Source organism: Qipengyuania pacifica, assembly GCF_019857205.1.
Taxonomy (GTDB): Bacteria; Pseudomonadota; Alphaproteobacteria; order Sphingomonadales; family Sphingomonadaceae; genus Qipengyuania; species Qipengyuania pacifica.
This window is the reverse complement of sequence record NZ_JAHWXO010000006.1, coordinates 117122-133688: the sequence shown is the minus strand read 5'-3', so window position 1 is coordinate 133688 and position 16567 is coordinate 117122. Positions and strand designations below refer to the sequence as shown.

At 62.1% G+C, this 16567-nt stretch carries 13 protein-coding genes; 7 read left to right on the top strand and 6 right to left on the bottom strand.

The genetic code is table 11. The annotated features are described in order from the left end of the window. Positions 1–98 precede the first annotated feature (98 nt). Complete coding sequence (locus tag KYK83_RS11320) at positions 99–1637, top strand: alanine/glycine:cation symporter family protein (protein WP_103022410.1); 1539 nt, start codon at positions 99–101, stop codon at positions 1635–1637. 77 nt (positions 1638–1714) lie between these two features. Here the strand turns inward: KYK83_RS11320 and KYK83_RS11315 are convergent, their stop codons facing one another. The 5 genes from KYK83_RS11315 to KYK83_RS11295 all read right to left on the bottom strand — a co-directional run bounded on the left by KYK83_RS11315 (position 1715) and on the right by KYK83_RS11295 (position 7215). Then, the gene (locus KYK83_RS11315; RefSeq protein ID WP_173829935.1) at positions 1715–1864 is read right to left on the bottom strand and encodes a hypothetical protein; all 150 of its coding nucleotides are present in this window, start codon (positions 1862–1864) and stop codon (positions 1715–1717) included. A gap of 47 nt (positions 1865–1911) precedes the next feature. After that, the gene (locus KYK83_RS11310; RefSeq protein ID WP_222828316.1) at positions 1912–3072 is read right to left on the bottom strand and encodes a glycosyltransferase family 87 protein; all 1161 of its coding nucleotides are present in this window, start codon (positions 3070–3072) and stop codon (positions 1912–1914) included. Between the two features lie 6 nt (positions 3073–3078). Next, entirely contained in the window at positions 3079–4902 is a 1824-nt protein-coding gene (locus tag KYK83_RS11305) for a DUF885 domain-containing protein (protein ID WP_222828315.1), read from the bottom strand. 127 nt (positions 4903–5029) lie between these two features. Then, the gene (locus tag KYK83_RS11300; protein ID WP_222828314.1) at positions 5030–6298 is read right to left on the bottom strand and encodes a metal-dependent hydrolase family protein; all 1269 of its coding nucleotides are present in this window, start codon (positions 6296–6298) and stop codon (positions 5030–5032) included. Positions 6299–6363: 65 nt separating this feature from the next. Then, positions 6364–7215, bottom strand: a complete 852-nt coding sequence (locus tag KYK83_RS11295; protein ID WP_103022406.1) for a MipA/OmpV family protein — start codon at positions 7213–7215, stop codon at positions 6364–6366. 127 nt (positions 7216–7342) lie between these two features. Here KYK83_RS11295 and crtY point away from each other — a divergent pair, with 127 nt between their 5' ends. The 6 genes from crtY to KYK83_RS11265 all read left to right on the top strand — a co-directional run bounded on the left by crtY (position 7343) and on the right by KYK83_RS11265 (position 15293). Further along, the gene (crtY, locus tag KYK83_RS11290; RefSeq protein ID WP_248284406.1) at positions 7343–8518 is read left to right on the top strand and encodes a lycopene beta-cyclase CrtY; all 1176 of its coding nucleotides are present in this window, start codon (positions 7343–7345) and stop codon (positions 8516–8518) included. Then, positions 8515–10053 (top strand): phytoene desaturase, encoded by a 1539-nt coding sequence (locus KYK83_RS11285; protein WP_222828312.1) that lies wholly within the window; start codon positions 8515–8517, stop codon positions 10051–10053. Before crtY ends, KYK83_RS11285 begins: the two co-directional genes overlap by 4 nt. 8 nt (positions 10054–10061) lie before the next feature. Further along, complete coding sequence (locus KYK83_RS11280; RefSeq protein ID WP_103022403.1) at positions 10062–10643, top strand: LOG family protein; 582 nt, start codon at positions 10062–10064, stop codon at positions 10641–10643. Positions 10644–10660: 17 nt separating this feature from the next. Beyond that, positions 10661–11662 carry a phytoene/squalene synthase family protein gene (locus KYK83_RS11275; protein WP_346729462.1) on the top strand — a complete coding sequence of 334 codons (1002 nt, stop codon included), beginning with the start codon at positions 10661–10663 and terminating at the stop codon, positions 11660–11662. 152 nt (positions 11663–11814) lie between these two features. Then, complete coding sequence (locus tag KYK83_RS11270; RefSeq protein WP_222828311.1) at positions 11815–13686, top strand: acetyl/propionyl/methylcrotonyl-CoA carboxylase subunit alpha; 1872 nt, start codon at positions 11815–11817, stop codon at positions 13684–13686. 56 nt (positions 13687–13742) lie between these two features. Continuing rightward, positions 13743–15293, top strand: coding sequence for an acyl-CoA carboxylase subunit beta (locus KYK83_RS11265; RefSeq protein WP_222828310.1), 1551 nt, complete (start codon positions 13743–13745; stop codon positions 15291–15293). Here KYK83_RS11265 and KYK83_RS11260 read toward each other — a convergent pair. Beyond that, complete coding sequence (locus KYK83_RS11260; protein ID WP_103022399.1) at positions 15290–16555, bottom strand: multidrug effflux MFS transporter; 1266 nt, start codon at positions 16553–16555, stop codon at positions 15290–15292. The two genes, KYK83_RS11265 and KYK83_RS11260, sit on opposite strands and share 4 nt — an antisense overlap. Between the last annotated feature and the right edge of the window lie 12 nt (positions 16556–16567).

The window sequence follows — 16567 nt, the reverse complement described above, 5'->3', positions numbered from 1 at the left end:
CCGGGGACTGAAGTTCAAAGCCCCCCTTTGCAAGCGTGGCAAGCGCGACTAGCCTGCCCGCTTTCCAGTTAACGGGACGCATGAGGGGAATTTACGACATGGCAACAGGCCAGACGGCAAGTCTGGGCGAGCGGCTGATCGAGCCGGTCACCAACATTTCCGATTTTATCTGGGTGGGCACATGGAACGGCGCGGAGGTACTGCCCTTCCCACCCATGACGATCGTACTGCTCGGCATCGGCCTGTGGATCATGGTCGGACTGAAATTCTACCCCATTCGCAATCTCGGCAACGCATTTGCCGGCCTTTTCAAAGGCAGGAAAAGCGCGGGTGCGGGCGAAATTTCGCCATTCGCGGCCCTGTCGACGGCGCTTTCGGGCCAGGTCGGAACCGGTAACCTTGCCGGTGTGGCGACGGCCATCGCACTCGGGGGACCCGGTGCGATCTTCTGGATGTGGATTACCGCCCTGTTCGGCATGGCGCTCGGGTTTGCGGAAGGCAGCCTTGCCATCCGCTACCGCGAAAAGACGAGTGACGGCGTGCTGCGCGGCGGCCCGATGACCTATATCATGATGGGTCTTGGCAAGAAATGGACATGGCTCGCCGTGCTGTTCTGCCTCGGCACCCTGTTTTCCGCATTGGTGACCGGCAATTCGATCCAGTCGAACGAAGTCGCCAGTGGCCTCAACGAACTGTTCGGGATCGAACGCTGGATGGGCGGCCTGATCGTCGCCATTCTGGTCTTCATCGTCATTATCGGCGGCATCAAATCGATCGGCAACGTTGCCGAAAAGGTCGTGCCCTTCATGGCCGCAACCTACATCGCGATGGCGTTGATCGCGCTGATCCTGAACTTCCAGGACCTGCCCGAAACCTTCGGGCGCATCTTCGGCGGTGCATTCAACATGCAGAGCGCAAGCGGCGGTTTCGCCGGGGCGATGATCATTATCGCAATCCGTGCTGGCGTTGCTCGCGGCCTATTCTCCAACGAAGCTGGTCAGGGTTCGACGGCCATTGCGCACGCAGTCGCACAGACGAACGATCCCGAGCAGCAAGGCCGCATGGCGATGCTGGGCACGTTCATCGACACGATCGTCATCTGCACCATGACCGCCCTCGTGATCCTGACGGTGGAAGGCGATTTCACTTATCAGGGGCAGGCAGTGCAGCATGTCTGGCAATCGGATCTCGGCACGACGCAGATGTCCGGCTTCGTTACCACCTCAGGGGCATTCGCCGCGGCGTTTCCAACGCTCATCGCGGGCATACCGCTCGGCACGCTGGTGGCATCGGTGGCGCTGATCCTGTTCGTCTTCACCACGTTGCTGACGTGGAGTTATTACGGCGAGCGGGCGATTACCTTCCTTTACGACCGTATTCCGGGCTCCACCCGCGGCGGCGAGAAGATCCTGCACATCATCTGGCGGGTAATCTGGTGCATCGGCATTTTCGTCGGGGCGACCCAACCTTCGCAGCTGGTCTGGCGTTTGGGCGATATCTCCAATGCGGCAATGGCCCTGCCCAACCTGCTGGCTCTCGCATTGCTGAGCGGCGTCGTGTTCAAGCTTGCCAAGGGCGAGCGTGACGCAGGGCCTACCCATACGGAAGACACGCCGGAAGAACCGGAAGAATACTGACGGTCGTTAGACTGGCACGAAAAAGGGGCCGGGGGTCAACAGACCTCCGGCCCCTCGTCCTTGGTACGACTGAACCCTCAGCGCAGCCCGAACAGGCGAGCCAGGAAACCTGGCTCCTCCATGGGCAGGATCTTGCCGTGCATCTGATAACGCAGCGAGCTGTCGCTATAGGGTTTCGGCTTGGCCCAGCGATCCGGGCTACTGCTGTGGAAGGACAAACTTGACATGGCAAACCTCCATGAAATCTCTCCCACCGTCCTGATGAGTAAAAACCCTAGGGTTGCACGCTTGTTCCCGGTGGGCGGCCTCCGCGGCTCCAGACCAGCGCCAGCAACGCCAGCGCTGCGAGCGGCATCAGGTTTACACCCAGCGGGAATGCCAGAGCCCGTGTGGCGAAGGGCGCGAAGTAAAGGATGACCAATGCAAGCTTTTCGAATGGCCGAAACCCTCGTTCCAGACCTTGAGTGACCAGCCACAGCGTGGGAAAGACCAGAAATGGCAAATCGTAGTTGAAGAGATAAGGCGACGCGAGAGCGGTCGCCGCCAGCACGACCGCGCCCGTTGCCCTGGCATCGCCATCGAACCGCCGCCATGCGAATATCGCCGAGGCGACAGCCAGGCCGCCAGATGCAAGCCCGGCAATGCTCGCGGGCAAATCCCCCGCCCAAAGCCGTACCTGTGAGAAGAACGTCGCCATCCGCAGGAGGAAATCGGCCTCGACAACTTCCATCAGCGCCCCGCTCGCGCGCCAGCTCGTGGCGTAATCGCTAAGGATGCCCTTTCCGAAAACCAGCACGGAAGAGGCGAGCAGAGCCAATGTCACCCCCCCTGCCGACAGGAAGGCGCGCCACCGCCCACCGGCAGCAAACCAGATCGGGGCAAGCACCGCTAAATGCGGCTTGATTACCAGCGCTCCGATCGCTGCTCCGGACAATGCCGAACGCTTGCCCAGTTCATGGGCGCCAAAAACCAACAGGGCGCCAGTGAGCAGTCCCGTTTGCGCATGCGTTGCCGCGATCACTGCACCGGGATACGCGATTACCAGCGGCCACAGGCGAGGAAATGCCCGCAGGCTCGCCCATGCCCATAGTCCCCATGTCGCGGCGACCCAGGCGATCCATGCGATCGGAAACGGCAGTGCCCCGAATGGCACCGCCGCGAAAAGAAACGGGGGTGGATTAACGAACGCGAACCACCCATCGCTGCCGGTGCCAGTCTGCACTTGCTCTTGAACCGCGAGATCGTATGCCGCCGCCGGATCGCCTGCTGCCGTCACATGGCCTGCACCCCAGAATGCCAGAAAATCCGTACCGACAGGGCCCATTGCCTGAAGGTAGGCGTGACCCACCAGTACAAGGCCCGCCAGCGCAACCAGCCATGCATAGCCGCGCACCCGGTCCCTCGTGAGCCATTCGGCTTTGCGCAGCCAATCCACTTTTGCCTATCCGGCTTTGGCTGCGATCCAGCGGGCGATCTTCGCTTCAAGTACCGGCATGGGGAGGCTGCCGGTGCCTAGCACTTCGGCGTGGAAATCGCGGATGTCGAATTTGTCACCCAACTGTTCCTCCGCGCGCTTGCGCAGTTCCTGAATTTTCAGCGCTCCGACCTTGTAGGCGAGCGCCTGGCTGGGGATCGCGATATAGCGCTCCACTTCCGCCACCACCTCGGTTTCGGTCATGCCACTGTTCTCGAGCATGAAATCGATTGCCTGCTGCCGGGTCCAGCCTTTCGCATGCAGGCCGGTATCGACGACCAGCCGCATGGCGCGCAATTGCTCGTCCTGCAGGGTGCCATAGCGATTCCACGGATCGTCGAAAAAGCCCATCGGGTAGCCCAGTGTTTCGGCATAGAGGGCCCAGCCTTCGACATAGGCCGTATTGCCGCCGAACCGCATGAAGGCGGGCAGATCGGTATTTTCCTGCGCAAGGCTGATCTGGAAATGGTGGCCAGGCGCGCCTTCGTGCAGATACAGCGTGACATTGCCGGTCGTCAGGCGGCTCGGCAAATCATAGGCGTTGAAATAGAACGTGCCCGGGCGCGATCCATCCGGGGCGCCGGAATTGTACGATCCGCCTGCTTCGAACTTTTCACGATACTCTTCGTATGGCTTGATCTCGAGCGGTGTCTTGGGAACGAGCGAGAAATAGTCGCCGATCTTCGCATCAACCTGCTTGCCGATATCGTAGTAAGTCTGCGTCAGCGCCTCGCGGCTTTCCGGCTTGAACTTCGCGTCGGTGCGAACGTAGTCGAAAAACTGGTTGAGCGTGCCTACGAAACCGACCTCTCGCTTGATTTCTTCCATCCCGTTCTTGATCCGCGCGACTTCGGTCAGACCGAGATTGTGCAGATAGTCCGGCTCCAGGGGCAGCGTGGTCGTATCTTCGATAAGCTGTCTATAGAGTTCAGCTCCACCCTTCATCTGCGACAGGCCCACCGTGTCGCGCGCGACAGGCATATATTCGTCCCGCAGGAAATCGCGAAGGCGAGCGTGAACTGCATAGATTTCAGCGGTCCCGGCTCTGTATTCCTCGGTCAGCCGGGCCTTGTCTTCATCTGAAAAATCTTCGGGGAAATTCTTCACCGGCATGAAAAAGGGCGATTCTTCCACCGGCATGGCCAGTTGCGTGTCAAGCTGGCTGACGACATTGCCGATGGTCAGTTTCGTTTCTAAAACGCCGGTTTCCATTCCCTCGCGAAACCTGTCGATCGCCCGGTCGGTGATCGCGATATAGTCCTTGTGCCGTTTGAGATTGTTTTCGTAATCCGTAACTGTCTTGAACGGAGCCGCGCTCTGTCCACTGGCAAAGTTCGGATAGAACGTGTGGAAACCCGAAAAATGATTGATCGGGCGCACCTGTGTGACAGCCAGGATTTCCGGGGCGAAGCCTGCCAGCGTTCTTTGCTGATTGTAGGCGAACACGTCATAAGCCAGCTGGTCCGTGGCCGAAAGCTTGCTGCGGTCGATTTCTGCCAGCATGGCGATGTTCTTCGCATTATCCGCCTTGCTCGCAGCGAGATATTCGTCGGTCAGGTAATCGCCCAGCCGGTCGGCATACCGCATATCGCCACGAAACAGGGCGCCGACAGGGTTCAACTTCAGTTCGCGCTCGTCCGCATCGGCGAAAAGCGCGAACAGTTTATCATGTTCGCCAGCCTCGGCGGCAACCGCAGCATCATCCTGCCGGTCCTGTGCGATGGACGGAACTGCCGAGAGCGCGAGCGCAAAAGCTGCACCTGAAGCGAATGCATGGCTGACGTATTTCATCGCAATTCCCCTGAAACCTCTGAGTTCCGTTACAACACTGGTTTGATATGGCGGACAAGCAGGGTTTGCGACCGATGGCGTAAACGCATCGACCGAACGCCGGCGTCGGTGTCCCCCGACGCGTAGGTCAGTCGATCACGCGCCCGCGAACCATTACCCAACCCACATTTTCGAGCGTAGCCGTGTCTTCCAGCGGGTTGCCATCGATCGCAATCAGGTCGGCGGAATATCCCGGCGCGATCCGACCGATTTCATTTTCCATGCCGAGCACCTTGGCGGCATTTGTCGTCGCCGTGGCGAAGGCTTCGCGGTGGCCCATACCCTGCGCCACCATGAGCGCGAATTCGCCGGCATTGCGCCCATGACCGAAAACGCCGGCATCGGTCCCGAAAGCGATTGGCACGCCCCAGCGCATTGCCTTGCCCATGAATACCCGCGCCGTTTCGGCAACTGCCCGGATCTTCTCTTCGACAACGGGGGTGTAAATTCCTTTGCCCAGCCGTTCAGTCACACCCTGGAAAGCCATGAGCGTGGGGATCAGCACCGTGCCGTTTTTCTTCATTTCGTTGGCGGCCGCTTCGTCCAGATACGTACCATGTTCGATCGTATCGATGCCTGCTCGGCTCGCGGCCTCCACACCGCGGGCACCGTGGGCGTGTGCCATGACCTGCAGACCCAGCGAATGAGCGGTATCCGCGATGCTTTTCATTTCGGCATCGCTGAAATGCGCTTCCAGCCCGCGCCCCTGCTGGCTTAACACCCCACCGGTGGCGGTGATCTTGATGACATCAGCACCGTTCTGGCTGGCGAGGCGCACTTTCTCGGCACATTCCACTGCGCCGGTACAGGTGAACCCCGTGTCGAGAACCTCGTTCACTTCGGGACGGAAACCGCTGACATCGCCATGTCCGCCGACAATCGCCAGCGGGGGGCCCGCCGCTACGATACGCGGTCCGGCGATGAAGCCTTCTTCGGTGCCGCGCCGCAGGGCGAAAGCAGATTCCCGGCCGCTGCCTGCCTCGCGCACGGTCGTGAACCCTGCCAGTGCCGTCAGTCGGGCATTCTTGGCGCCCACGACCACGCCCCATTCGTCGGGTTCGACGGCTTCTTTCCAGAAGTCGCCCCCAGGATCGCCGGTCAAATGAACGTGCAGGTCGACCAGGCCGGGCGCCACGGTCTTGTTCCTGAGGTCGACCACCGTAGCTCCTGTCGGAGCATCGGCAAAACCGTCCTCTATGCTCACGATCCGCCCGTCGGTGACCGTAACGGTCGATTGCCCCCGCGGCTGGCTGTCGGCATCCACCACGACCGCACCGGCATGGATGACCGTCGTGTCCGCCAGCGCAGGCGTGGCAATGATTGCTGCGCCGAGCGCAAGCAGTGCGGCGATTCTCATATGTATCTCCCCTTTGGCGCAAGGGGATGCCTGCCCTCATCGGCGAGGGCAAGCAAAAGCAGGTGTCAGAACGTATAGCCTACGCCTACCGCCCCCATCCATTGGTCGGCATCGCCGCGGATCGAGGTGAACGGGGTGCGTTTCGCGTCTCCAAGCATGCGCGAATAACCGCCCAATGCGATCAGGGCGAGCCCGCCATTGGTCACGTCGCCATCGAGGTCGAATACACCCAGCAGGTTGACCCCGGCGCTTTCGAAACCGCCTTCCGCCTGGAATTCGGGCAGCGGCCCACCAGCCGGGACGGAGTAGTAATAGTCGGCAAAGTCATCGTCGATATGCTTTGCGCTGACGGACAGAGATACGGCGATACCGCGGCTCAGCGGCGTGAAATAGGTAATGGACGGGTTGACCGACATGCCGTTATGCGCGCCGGCCACGTCCCAGACCGCATCGATGTTGAAGCTCAGGCTGTCATAGGGGTTGAGCAGCGCCGGAACGCTGACCCCTGCGCTTGGCCCCACTTCGATCGCCGTTTCCAGCTCTCCATAGCTCCTCACCACCGGATCCTTGATCTGGGCAGCGCGGTTGCGGCTCAGCTTTGCAGCGATGCCGGCGGAAAACGACACTTCGCCGTCCCGGTCGGGAATGAAATCGAGCGCGATGCCGCCGGCTCTCGGGCTGATGCCGACCCCGCCCAGATTGCCCTGAACCACAGGGATCGGGGAGAAGACGTAGTCGTCCGAACCTCTGTAGCTCGGCCCATAGATCACGCCGGCGCCGACGCTCAGCCAGTCGCCGTCGAACACCGTAGGCTCGGCGTTGCCGCTAGCCGCAGCGATTTCGTCCGCCTCTTGGGCGGCGGCAGGTGATGCGCACAGGGCGACGGCAGCGCCCGCAGCGGCAAGAATGGCTTTCATGTGATTTCCCTCGAGGTTCCCTGTTTGCATTGAAACACCCGGTTCGCGCTCCTGTTCCCGCCAGCATCGTCAAGACGATTGTCCCCTGTGCGCTTCGCCTCTAAGCCTCTTGGCGATGACTGAGCGCATGTTCGATATCGCAATCGTCGGAGGTGGGCTCGCAGGCGGGCTTACCGCGCTGGCAGTCCACCGGTCACATCCGCAATTGCGCCTTGCGCTGTTCGAAGCGGGGGAGGTTTTCGGCGGAAATCACCGCTGGAGCTGGTTTGCCAGCGATCTGGATGACGCCGGCACCGATTTGCTCGCACCCTTTCGCAAGACCGAATGGCCCGCGGGCTACACCGTCGCATTCCCCGCCCACAGCCGGACGCTGGGCTCGGCCTATCGCTCGCTCGCCAGCCGAGACTTCGACGCTGCGCTGCGGCGCGAGCTGCCGCAGGAAGCGATCCGCACCCGGTCCCGTGTGGTCGCACTGGCAGCCAACGGCATCACGCTCGATAATGGCGAGCATATTTCCGCCCGGACAGTGGTCGATTGCCGGGATTTCCAACCTTCGCCCCATCTGCGCGGTGGCTGGCAGGTCTTCATGGGCCGCCACCTGCGCACCGATGCACCGCATGGCCTTGCCCGGCCGATCGTGATGGATGCGCGCGTCGCGCAGCACGATGCCTATCGCTTCGTCTACACGCTGCCGCTCGGCGCCGAAGAGCTGTTCGTCGAAGACACCTATTACGCAGACAGCCACGTGCTGGACCGCAACGCGCTTTCGGGCCGGATCGACCGCTATTGCGCCGCCATGGGCTGGCATGGCGACATCCTCGGCGGCGAAACGGGCGTCCTGCCCGTCATTACCGGTGGCGATTTTGCCGCATACCGGCGCGACGTGCGCCAACCTGGGGTGGTCCAGATCGGCGCGCGCGGCGGGTTTACGCATCCCCTCACCAGCTACACGCTGCCATTTGCCGTCGCCAATGCGCTGGTGCTGGCCCGCGAGGCCATGTTGCCGGGCGAACAGCTTGCCGCCCTGTTCGAAAAACGCGCGCATGATCACTGGCGGTCGATGCGGTTCTTCCGCCGGCTTGGCCGGATGCTGTTCGACGCCGCCCGCCCGGACGAACGCTATCGCATCTTCGAACGGTTCTATCGCCTGCGTGAACCGCTGATCGAACGCTTCTATGCCGGAGCCCCGACATATGGGGACAAGTTGCGCATCCTTTCCGGCAAGCCCCCCGTCCCCGTGACCGATGCCGTCCGCGCGCTGCTTGGCAAGGGCAGCCCGCTCGTCCATGAGAAGCCCCAATGACCGCACAGACCAGCCCTGCCCCCCAGGCGGCCCAAACCCCAGCGCCCGTTCCGCCGGGCCGCACCGCCTGCGTCATCGGCGCGGGCTTCGGCGGGCTCGCCCTCGCCATCCGGCTGCAATCTGCCGGCATCGCCACCACCGTGGTGGAGGGGCGCGACAAGCCCGGCGGCCGCGCCTACCACTGGCAGAAAGACGGTTTCACCTTCGATGCGGGCCCCACCGTCATCACCGATCCGAACTGCCTGAAGGAACTATGGGCACTGTCCGGCCACGACATTTCCGAAGATGTCGATCTGATGCCGGTCATGCCCTTCTACCGGCTCGCCTGGCCGGACGGAACGCAGTTCGATTATTCCAACGATGAAGAGCAGCTGTTCCGCGAAATCGCGCAGCTCAACCCGGCCGATGTCGCCGGTTACCAGCGCTTCCTCGAATATTCCGAAGCGGTCTATCAGGAAGGCTATGTAAAACTTGGCCACGTGCCCTTCCTCGACTTCAAGTCGATGATCAAGGCTGCTCCTGCGCTCGCGAAACAGCAGGCGTGGCGCAGCGTCTATTCGGTCGTTTCCAGCTATGTCGATAATGAAAAGCTGCGCGAAGCGCTGAGCTTCCACACGCTTCTGGTCGGCGGCAATCCGATGAAGACCAGCAGCATTTACGCGCTGATCCACAAGCTCGAAATCGACGGCGGAGTGTGGTGGGCCAGGGGCGGCACCAATCGCCTGATCGCGGGCATGGTCACTCATCTGGAACGCCTTGGCGGCACTGTCCGGCTGAACGATCCGGTGGTCCAGATCCACACGCTCGGCAAACAGGTGACCGAGGTGGAAACGCGGTCGGGCTGGAAACAGCGTTTCGATGCCATCGCCAGCAATGCCGACATCATGCACAGTTACAAGGATCTGCTAGCTGGCGCGAAACGCGGTGCCGATTACGCCAAGCGCCTGTCACGCAAGAGCTTCAGCCCCAGCCTGTTCGTCGTCCACTTCGGGATCGAGGGGAGCTGGCCCGGCATCCCCCATCACATGATCCTGTTCGGCCCGCGGTACAAAGGCCTGCTGGAAGACATTTACGATCACGGCGTGCTGCCGCAGGACTTCTCGATCTATCTGCACCACCCGACCGTCACCGATCCGTCCATGGCGCCCGAGGGGATGAGCACGTTCTACGCCCTCGTTCCCGTGGCCCATATGGGCAAGCTGGCGGTGGACTGGGAAGAAATGGGGCCGATGCTCGAAAAGAGCATTCTCGACGAACTCGAACGCCGCCTCATTCCCGGCTTGCACGATCGGATCGTCACCAAATTCCATTACGCGCCCAGCGATTTCGCCGCCGATCTCAACGCGCATATGGGCAGCGCCTTCAGCCTTGAACCCGTCCTCACGCAAAGCGCCTATTTCCGCGGGCACAACCGGGATGACGTGCTGGACAATTTCTATCTCGTCGGGGCAGGGACCCACCCCGGCGCCGGCATCCCCGGCGTGGTCGGCAGCGCCAAGGCGACTGCCGGACTGATGCTGGAGGATTTGGCATGACCCGAACTATGAACCGTCTGGCCGTCTATTGTGGCTCCGCCTCGCCGCAGGATCCGCGGTTCATCCAGCTTGCTTACGATGTGGGCAAGGGGCTGGCACAGCGCGGCATCGGGGTGGTCTATGGCGGCGGACGACTGGGCCTGATGGGTGCCACGGCCCGCGGCGCGCTGGAAGCGGGCGGGGAAGTTATCGGCGTCATTCCCGATGCACTGGCCAATAGCGAAGTCGCCAATCACGACTGCACCGAACTCTACACGGTCGGCGGGATGCACGAACGCAAGCAGCGCTTCACAGATCTCAGTGACGGCTTCGTCACCATTCCGGGCGGCGTCGGAACCATGGATGAACTGTGGGAAGCGATGAGCTGGGCGCAGCTTGGCTATCACGATAACCCGGTGGGCCTGCTCAACGCCTTCGGCTTCTACGATCACCTGATCGCATTCAATCGCCACATGGCCGAAGTCGGTTTCGTGCGGCCCGTGCACCAGAATATCCTGGTCCATGATACAACTCTGGATGGGCTGCTTAACCGTATGGAAGCATACGAACCCCATACCCCCATCTTCCAGATGAAGGCCGACGACCTCTGAACAAGCCCCGTACCCTCGTGCAGTCGCGCTATTTGCGCCCCACCCCCGCAAGGGCTGGCGGCGGGCGCGATCGTGCCGTGCTCGTCGATCGCTCGCTCGAATCGATCGAAGAGGGTTCGCACAGTTTTGCCGCGGCTTCGAAACTGTTCGATCGCACGACGCGCGAACGCAGCTGGCTGCTCTATGCCTGGTGTCGCCGGTGCGACGACATCGCCGATAACCAGGATAAGGGCGGCCCCCTCGGCGATCAGGGCACGCCAAAGGATGCGGAAGACCGCGTCCAGGCGATCCGCGTGCTGACCCGCCGGGCTTTCGAAGAACAGCCCACGGCGGATGCCGCCTTCGATGCATTTGGCCTTGTCGCGGACGAATGCGGCCTGACGCTGGAAGAAGCGAACGATGTGATTGCCGGCTTCGCGCTCGACGCCACCGGGTGGAGCCCGAAGACAGAAACCGACATGATGCGCTATTGCTACCATGTCGCCGGTGCCGTTGGCATCATGATGGCGCGCATCATGGGGGTTCATCCCGACGATGGCGAAACGCTCGACCGCGCCTGCGATCTGGGGCTGGCTTTCCAGCTTGCCAATATTGCGCGCGATATCGTCGAAGATGCGCAGGCCGGGCGCTGCTATCTGCCCCGCACCTGGCTCGACGAAATGGGTTGGGAACAGGGCGAACACGCATTGCCCGAAAACCGTTTCCGCCTGGCCAGCCTGATGCCGCGCCTCATCGGCATGATGGAAAAATACGAAGCCGCGTCGAAGCTCGGCGCCAGGCGCCTGCGTTTCCGTCAGCGTTGGGCCGTGCTGGCCGCCGCCCGCATATATGGCGCCATCGGGCGCAAGGTGCTTACCCGCGGGCAGCTCGCATGGGACAGCCGCACCAGGGTCAGTGGCCCGGAAAAACTGTGGCACATGACGGCCGCCTTCTTCGAAGCGATCGTGAACCGTCCGCAGGTTCCGTCGGAGCCGATCCTGTGGAGCCGCCACGATTTCAGGCCGGTCACCGGCTGGTAAGGCCCGGGGCTGCCGCAGCAGTCATTGCAAGAAAGCCCCATGGGCCGTCGCGCCAATCCATCACGCAGCTTCCTGTGCCGCCAACAGGGCTGACGTTGGTTTGCTTCGCCTACCGCTCGCAATGACTTGAAAAATGGGTTAGCGCCCCGCCCATGATCCAGAAGCTTCTCATCGCCAATCGCGGCGAAATCGCCTGCCGTATCATCCGCACCGCGCGCGAAATGGGGATCGCCACGGTCGCTGTCTACTCCGATGCCGATGCCCGGGCGCTCCATGTCCGCCAAGCTGATGAAGCGGTCCATATCGGCCCTTCGCCTGCTGCCGAAAGCTATCTGCTGGGCGAAAAGATCATCGCCGCGGCGAAGCAGACCGGGGCGGAAGCGATCCATCCGGGCTACGGCTTCCTCAGCGAAAATGCAGGCTTTGCGCAGGCCGTCATCGATGCCGGGCTGATCTGGGTCGGCCCCAAGCCTTCTTCCATCGAAGCGATGGGGCTGAAAGATGCCGCGAAGAAGCTGATGCGCGCAGCAGGCGTGCCGGTGACTCCAGGCTACGAGGGCGAGGATCAGTCGGTCGAACGCCTCAAGCAGGAAGCCGACGCCATCGGTTACCCCGTACTCATCAAGGCCGTCGCCGGCGGCGGGGGCAAGGGAATGCGCAAGGTCGATGCTGCAGCCGATTTCGAAGCGATGCTGGAAAGCTGCCGCCGCGAAGCCAAGGCCAGCTTCTCCAATGACGAGGTGCTGCTGGAAAAATGGATCACCTCGCCCCGGCATATCGAAGTGCAGGTGTTCGGCGATAGCCATGGCAACGTCGTCCACCTGTTCGAACGCGACTGCTCGTTGCAGCGCCGTCACCAGAAGGTCATCGAGGAAGCACCCGCTCCCGGAATGGACGATACAACGCGCGAGGATATCTGCGCGGCTGCCGTGCGCGCGGCCAAGGCGGTCGATTACGAAGGCGCAGGTACGATCGAATTCATTGCCGACGCCAGCGAAGGCCTGCGCGCCGACCGCATCTTCTTCATGGAAATGAACACCCGTCTTCAGGTCGAACACCCCGTGACCGAAGAAATCACCGGCGTCGATCTGGTCGAATGGCAGCTGCGCGTCGCAAGCGGCGAACCTATTCCGCTCTCGCAGGACGATCTTTTTATCGACGGTCATGCCATCGAAGCGCGCCTTTACGCAGAAGATCCGGCAGGCGGCTTCCTCCCTTCGACCGGCGCGCTCGATCACTTCGACCTCGGCGTTGAAGGCCGCATCGAAACCGGCGTCGAGGAAGGCGACCGGATTTCGCCTTTCTACGATCCCATGGTGGCCAAGCTGGTCGTCTGGGGCGAAACCCGCGGCGATGCTATCGACCAGCTCGCCGGTATTGCGGAAAATGTCGAAATCTGGCCGGTAAAGACCAATGCCGCGTTTATCGCGAACTGCCTTCGCGATGAGGATTTCGAACAGGCCAATCTCGACACCGGCTTCATCGAAACCAAGCTCGACGATCTCGTGTCGTCCGACGAAGCAGACGACGATATCTGGCAGAGCGCGGCCGATTTCATCGCTCTGGCCGAAACCGAAGATCATGAGGACCTGCCCATCGGCCTGCGCCTCAATGCCCCCGGCGTGTTGTCGGCAACGCTCACGCACAAGGGCGAAACCCGCACCGTCTCCGCCGCTCGTGCCGGCACGGAAAGCTTCGCGACGGGCTTTGTCGATCCCGCCAGGGCCGTGGTCTTTGCCGATGGGCAGAGCTTCGTCTTCGAACGTCAGTCCCGTGGGTCGGGTGCCGCAGCAGCGGGAGACGGTGCTATCCTCGCTCCCATGCCGGGCAAAGTCATCGCGGTCGATGTTGCCGAAGGGGATACGGTCACCGCGGGCCAGCGCCTCATGGTACTCGAAGCGATGAAGATGGAACACGCCCTCACCGCGCCCTTCGATGGCACCGTAACCGAACTGGCCGCCAGCGAGGGCGGGCAGGTACAGGTCGAGGCCGTTCTGGCAGTTGTCGAGCCGAAAGAAGAATAAGGCTTCACAAAGCCTCTCCTCATTGCGAGCGTGTCCCCCGAAGAGAGAGGGCACGAATGAGCTGGGACAAGGAACTCGAGGAACTCCGCCACCGCGAAGGACTGGCCGAGCAGATGGGCGGCGAGGAAAAAGTCGCGCGTCAGCATTCGCGCGGCAAGATGGATGCCCGCGCCCGGCTCGCCGCATTGGTCGATCCCGGCAGTTTTCGCGAAATCGGCAAGATCGCGGGCAAGGCCTCCTATGACGAGGACGGCAATCTCGAACATATTCTTCCGGCTCCTTTCCTCTTCGGCAAGGCGGAGATAAACGGCCGCCCCGTCGTCGCCACGGCAGACGATTTCACCATTCGCGGCGGTGCGGCCGATGCCGGGATCAGCCGCAAGATGGTGCAGGCGGAAAAGATGGCGCACGAGCTCAAGCTCCCCATCATCCGCATGATCGACGGCACCGGCGGCGGCGGCAGCGTCAAGACGCTGGAACAGATCGGCGCCACATACATCCCCGCCGTGCCGGGCTGGTCGGATGTCGTGAAGAATCTCGATACGGTGCCGGTGGTCGCACTGGCGCTCGGCCCGACCGCCGGTCTCGGCGCCGCCCGCACCGTCGCCAGCCATTATTCGATCATGGTGAAGGGTCTCAGCCAGCTCTTCGCCGCCGGGCCTGCCGTGGTTGATGGCCTTGGCGACAGCTATCGCGGCTCGACCGATCACCAGCAGGCCAAGGAAGATCTCGGCGGCAGCGCGATCCACACCCGCAACGGCGTGGTCGATGACGAAGTGGGGAGCGAAGCCGAAGCATTCGCCCGCGCGCGGCATTTCCTATCGTTCATGCCCGAACATGTTGGCCAGCTTGCCCGCCGGACAGACTGTTCGGACCCTGTTCGGCGCCGCGATCATACGCTTGATTCACTTGTGCCTCGCGATCCGAAGCAGGTTTATTCCATGCGCCGCTGCCTCGACATGGTCTTCGATCAGGGCACGGTTTTCGAGATTGGTCGCATGTGGGGTCGCGCCTGCATCACCGCTCTTGCCCGCCTCGACGGCTGGCCAGTGATGGTTTTGGCCAGCGACCCGTCCTACCTGGGCGGCTCGTGGGAAGCGAAGACCAGCGAAAAAGTGGAACGCTTCGTGAAGCTTGCAGACCGGTTCCGCCTGCCGATCGTCCACCTGGTCGACAACCCCGGCTTCATGATCGGTCGCGAAGCGGAAATGGCCGGCACCATCCGCTACGGTGTCCAGGCCATGACCGCGATTTACAAGGCAAACGTGCCCCTCGCCTCCGTGGTCTTACGCCGCGCCTACGGCATCGCCGGCAGCGCTATGAGCAACGCCGAGAATTTCCAGTATCGCTATTGCTGGCCCTCGGGCGACTGGGGGTCGCTCCCCATCGCAGGCGGGCTGGAGGTCGCCTACAAATCGGATCTCGAAGCCGCAGACGACCCGGCAGCGAAACTCGAAGCGATCCGCGAGCGCTTGGACAAGGTCACCTCGCCCTTCCGCAGCGCGGAACGCTTCAACGTCGAAGATATAATCGCTCCGCGCGACACCCGCCCGCTCTTATGCGAATTCGCCGATCTTGCTTGGCGCAAGCTATACGCCGAAGCCTAGTCTTCTTCCGGCTCGGGCGGTCCGAATAGCGTGCCGCGCTCGCTGATCAGCACGAAGACGAGGCTCAGCACCGCCGTACCGAGAAGGGCAATCGCGAGCGGCCGCGCCGTCCCGTCGTAAAGATAGCCGATATAAGCCCCCAGCGCCGCCCCGCTCGTCATGCGCAAGAAGCCCTGCGCCGACGACGCTGCACCCGCGATATGCTTGAACGGCTGGAGAGCGATGGACCCGAAATTCGCACCGATGAAGCCGAGCAGGCTCATATTGGCGGCCATCAGAGGTACGAACGTCCACAGGCTCTCATCCGGCTGGCTCGCAAACCAGTACTGCGCAGCGGCCACGGCGATGAAGGCGAACAGCGCCACATGGCTGACACGCCGTGCACCGAACCGCTCGACGATGCGGCTGTTCGACCAGTTTGAAATCGCCATGCAACCAGCGCAAATGGCAAAGATCATGGGGAATTTGTCGCCCGCGCCGAAAGCTTCCCCGATCAGCTGCTGGCTGGAATTGATGAAGCCGAACAAGCCACCAAAAACCAGCGCACTGCCGAGGGTGTAACCGATGGTTTCGCGCAAGGTCACGGCACTTGCCATATTGCGCGTGATCGTTGGCAGGTGAATCTGCTGCTTGTCCGATTCATGCAGGGTTTCCGGCAAGCGCACGTACACCCAGGCCGTCATAGCAACACCCGCCAGGGCCATGACGCCGAAAATCCAGCGCCAGTCGCCCATTAGCATCAAGACGCCCTGCCCGATGCTCGGTGCGACCGCCGGAACCAGCAGGAAGATCACGAAAATCAGGCTCATCATGCGGGCCATTTTATCGCCGCCCACACGGTCCCGAATGATGGCGGGCGGCAGAGCAATGATACCTGCAGCAAAGAAACCCTGCGCTGCGCGTAGAGCAATCAGCATATCGAAGCTCGTCGCCAAGGCGCAGGCAATCGATAGGGCGATATAGAAGAACAAGGCCGTGAAAAGCACCGGGCGTCGGCCGAACCTGTCGGCGAAAGCCCCAGGAATGAGCGTACCGATGCCCGCGGCGAGCAAATAGGCGCCGACCACGAACTGACGGTTGTTGCCTTCCACGCCGAGATCGCTGGCCAGGGCATCGAGGGCTGGAAGGATTGCATCGATACCGAAGGCGTTGCACGCCATCAGCAGAGCCATCATCCAGATCAGTTCGCGCTCGCCAATGCTCTTACCGCGCGCAGCGCTCGAAATCGGGCGCTCGCCGCCGGCCAACTGTTCGCTTCGCATCTGCACAAAATG

Bases quoted from the DNA above. Each gene is read 5' to 3' on its own strand.
- KYK83_RS11270 (WP_222828311.1), top strand. From the start codon at position 11,815: ATGATCCAGAAGCTTCTCATCGCCAATCGCGGCGAAATCGCCTGCCGT.
- KYK83_RS11295 (WP_103022406.1), bottom strand. From the start codon at position 7,215: ATGAAAGCCATTCTTGCCGCTGCGGGCGCTGCCGTCGCCCTGTGCGCA.
- KYK83_RS11300 (WP_222828314.1), bottom strand. From the start codon at position 6,298: ATGAGAATCGCCGCACTGCTTGCGCTCGGCGCAGCAATCATTGCCACG.
- KYK83_RS11315 (WP_173829935.1), bottom strand. From the start codon at position 1,864: ATGTCAAGTTTGTCCTTCCACAGCAGTAGCCCGGATCGCTGGGCCAAG.
- KYK83_RS11305 (WP_222828315.1), bottom strand. From the start codon at position 4,902: ATGAAATACGTCAGCCATGCATTCGCTTCAGGTGCAGCTTTTGCGCTC.
- KYK83_RS11285 (WP_222828312.1), top strand. From the start codon at position 8,515: ATGACCGCACAGACCAGCCCTGCCCCCCAGGCGGCCCAAACCCCAGCG.
- KYK83_RS11260 (WP_103022399.1), bottom strand. From the start codon at position 16,555: ATGCGAAGCGAACAGTTGGCCGGCGGCGAGCGCCCGATTTCGAGCGCT.
- crtY (WP_248284406.1), top strand. From the start codon at position 7,343: ATGTTCGATATCGCAATCGTCGGAGGTGGGCTCGCAGGCGGGCTTACC.
- KYK83_RS11265 (WP_222828310.1), top strand. From the start codon at position 13,743: ATGAGCTGGGACAAGGAACTCGAGGAACTCCGCCACCGCGAAGGACTG.
- KYK83_RS11320 (WP_103022410.1), top strand. From the start codon at position 99: ATGGCAACAGGCCAGACGGCAAGTCTGGGCGAGCGGCTGATCGAGCCG.
- KYK83_RS11280 (WP_103022403.1), top strand. From the start codon at position 10,062: ATGAACCGTCTGGCCGTCTATTGTGGCTCCGCCTCGCCGCAGGATCCG.